This is a genomic window from Bartonella sp. AD328YNZD, from assembly GCF_042196425.1.
The window spans coordinates 1-3,264 of the sequence record NZ_JBHIQG010000270.1 but is presented as its reverse complement, the minus strand read 5'-3'; the positions used below and the strand labels follow the sequence as shown (position 1 = coordinate 3,264).

The window sequence follows — 3,264 nt, the reverse complement described above, 5'->3', positions numbered from 1 at the left end:
TCCAGCGCTTCTTGCCGTGTTTTTGCTGCTTCAATAAATATTTTTAAATTAGCCCGTGCCGCTTCTTGACCAATAAAGTCATCGAGAACTTGTGGCCTCAAGGAACGATCTGGATCGTTAGGAAGGGGGGCGGAACCCAGAAGGCGTTGATCTTCATCTTTATGCATTGTTACCTTAATTTTAAGTAGGAGAAGAAAGCAATTTGAGACTATGGCGGATCAGCAGGGCAGAAGAAACAGTTTCGCCCTCAAGAGCGTTCATCGCAAGAGCAAGAGCGCGAGCTGCTTGCTCCCGTTCAAACCCTAGCTTCATCAATGCGGAAAGCGCATCATGCGCAGGTTGATTGGTTATCTCACGCTGAGGAACCGAAATAGTTTTGACAGCTTGTTCAAAGGGAAGTGTTTTACTTTTCAGTTCACCCACAATCCTTTCACTGACTTTTTTACCAACGCCCGGCGCTCGACTAATCATCGCAACATCATTTAAAGCGATAGCCTGAGCAAGTTCATCTGGCGATAAAGTCCCCAAGATTGCCAAAGCAACCTTTGCCCCTACTCCAGGAACATTTTGTAGAAGACAAAACCACTCCTGTTCAGCTCTTGTAGCAAAACCAAAAAGGCGAATTGCTTCTTCACGAACATGCGTTTCAATAAAAAGGCTTAACGCCTCCCCAACAGAGGGTAAAGAAGGACGCAGACGATTTGACACAAAAACAACATAACTCACACCATGAACATCAAGAAGAATATGATCATCAAAGATATGTTCAAGGGTGCCCTTTAATTTACCAATCATGTTATCACCCCAATCATATCGCCATCCTTGCCTGATAAGATTGGTCAATACTCTGATAATGCATACACCAATTCAACACAAAAACAACATAACTCACACCATAAACATCAAGAAGAATATGATCATCAAAGATATGTTCAAGAGTGCCCTTTAATGTGCCAATCATGCTTCCACCCCAATCATATCGCCATCCTTGCCTGATAAGATCGGTCAATACTCTTACGATGCATACTATGACAAAGAGCAAGAGCAAGAGCATCAGCCGCATCACTGCTATCAAATTCAGCCCGTGGGAGGAGAACTTTTACCATCATATGGATTTGTTCTTTAGCCCCATGTCCAACACCAATAACCGATTTTTTCACTTTGTTAGGGGCATATTCAAAAACAGGAAGGTTTGCTTGCGCAGGAACCAGCAGCGCAATCGCACGCGCTTGCCCAAGTTTTAAAGTTGCTGTAGCATCTTTGTTGACAAACACATGTTCTACAGCGGCTTCATGGGGCATAAATTGATGCATAATCTCTGAAAGACCTTTGTGGATCTGACAGAGTCTAGAAGCCAGATCACACTGTGCATTAGAAGAAACCGTCCCTGCTGCAATAAACTGAAGACGATTACCTGCAACATCGATAACGCCCCACCCTGTACGCCGTAATCCGGGATCAATGCCTATAATACGAATCGTCTCTGCCATAAACTACAGTCTATACACTTTTCCCCCTTGTGAATAAAGACAAGACCACAAAGAAAACAGCAACCCAAGACAAAACCAGTAAAAAGATAATCATACCTCCAAATTTATACAATTATAACACGCAACGAACAGCATCTTTATGGTACATACTTTATGAAGCATAACTGAAATCAATCAAAACCATTCACACATCACAAGCAAACACCCTCTAAAGCATAAAAATTCCCTTTCTATGGTCATATCCAATGCCATAACGGTTAAACATCGCAAGCGAGCAAATAGAGAATTCTGGATTGTACATTCATAAGTGTAAAGAGGCTATGCAATGGATGGTACACACTTTACGAAAACTTTTTACATTATAGCATGACGCCACCATAACAAGGCAACACGTTGATTTATAAAGATAATTAATTATTTTGTATGTTGCATAAGAATCCCGAATATCCTAAGATTTTCTCATTACAAATCTGTTTATCTTGAATCAATCAAAACCATTCGCTTACATATGAAACGTGGGATTGCCGTATAGAGTGAAACTGTACAAGACAGGACTAAAAATGCCTCTAATGAATTGTCTCAAGTTTCAAAGGCTGTTGCAACATTGGGGACTGGCAAAGATGATGATAGTGCCGGCTTTTTCCTTTGCAAGCATAAAAATGAGAGAGGCTCAACGAATGTGAATAAGAACTGAGAGGTGTTTTTGAATATACTCATCACACCACAATGACATTGCATAGAGAGGAACATTGTATGGGGGCACAGGGAACCCATGGGACATTCATTATATGGCACTTTATTTTGGATATTTTATTTTACACGAGGGAAAATAACTTCCATTCAAAACAAAAGAAGCCCAAAAACTGTAACAATGTGTATCATCCTCATTAACACACACTTTACAGCAGCTTTATAGGTATAAATTATAGAGCCATAAATAAATTGATGTATAAGCCCCTGCTCTATCTTAGAGCCAGATCATTATCAGAGCCAAAACAAAATCACACGATAGATCAACAGAAAGTGTTCCAGCTGCAATCAACAAAAGTCAATTTCCCACAAAACCAACCATACCCTATTCCATGCCATAATTCGAAATCAATACCTATCCCTCTCTCAGCTATAAACTCAAGATATTTCCTACGCTCAAATAGAAATTAGGTAGAAAAAAGCACTCTAGATTGGTTTTCGTTGTGAAATTTTGGTTGTAAAAAATGGATATACTGTTCTAAATATCTCAAGAAAGAAGCAAGGAGCTATTTTTCTCAGAATGCCCAAAAGCTGTTTTCAGTAATTCGATTTATTTTTCCACTGGATTATCATCTTCTAAGGTACAGGAGGCCGCAGTTTCCCACCCAGCACGCAAATAGGTTATGCACGCTTCTAAACGCAATGAATGAGAAATAAATTGGCGGAAAGTTTCTGGCAATTCATGCCAATAAAAGGGAAAAATTCCAATGTCGGTGTATGAAGTGACACTTTTACAATTTCTTTTTTTATTTGTTCTGATGATATTTTCCCTTCGCGCAAAATAAGGGGAGTACCTCTAAGAACGCCCAAAGGCTGTTTTGAGCAATTCGATTTGTTTTCCTACTGGATTATCATCTTCTAAGGTACAGGAGGCCGCAGTTTCCCACCCAGCACGCAAATAGGTTATGCGCGCTTCTAAACGCAATGAATGAGAAACAAATTGGCGAAAAGTTTCTGGCAATTCATGCCAATGATGGGTTTCAAGTTCCAATGTCGGTGTATGAAGAGATACTTTTACAATTTC

General features: G+C 40.0%; 5 protein-coding genes and 1 pseudogene. All 6 read right to left on the bottom strand.

From position 1 onward, the window contains the following. Positions 1 to 167 (bottom strand): annotated as a pseudogene (locus tag ACFIO3_RS10460) (Holliday junction branch migration DNA helicase RuvB); the annotation flags it as partial. Positions 168 to 180: 13 nt separating this feature from the next. Further along, entirely contained in the window at positions 181 to 795 is a 615-nt protein-coding gene (gene ruvA, locus ACFIO3_RS10455; RefSeq protein WP_375606541.1) for a Holliday junction branch migration protein RuvA, read from the bottom strand. A 13-nt stretch (positions 796 to 808) separates the two neighbouring features. After that, positions 809 to 961 (bottom strand): OB-fold domain-containing protein, encoded by a 153-nt coding sequence (locus tag ACFIO3_RS10450; RefSeq protein ID WP_375606542.1) that lies wholly within the window; start codon positions 959 to 961, stop codon positions 809 to 811. A 13-nt stretch (positions 962 to 974) separates the two neighbouring features. Continuing rightward, positions 975 to 1,490 carry a crossover junction endodeoxyribonuclease RuvC gene (gene ruvC / locus ACFIO3_RS10445; RefSeq protein WP_375606543.1) on the bottom strand — a complete coding sequence of 172 codons (516 nt, stop codon included), beginning with the start codon at positions 1,488 to 1,490 and terminating at the stop codon, positions 975 to 977. A 1,300-nt stretch (positions 1,491 to 2,790) separates the two neighbouring features. Further along, positions 2,791 to 2,919 carry a hypothetical protein gene (locus tag ACFIO3_RS10440; protein ID WP_375704428.1) on the bottom strand — a complete coding sequence of 43 codons (129 nt, stop codon included), beginning with the start codon at positions 2,917 to 2,919 and terminating at the stop codon, positions 2,791 to 2,793. 117 nt (positions 2,920 to 3,036) lie between these two features. Continuing rightward, positions 3,037 to 3,264: DUF1465 family protein (locus ACFIO3_RS10435; protein ID WP_375704427.1), on the bottom strand; the 228-nt coding region annotated here is incomplete at its 5' end.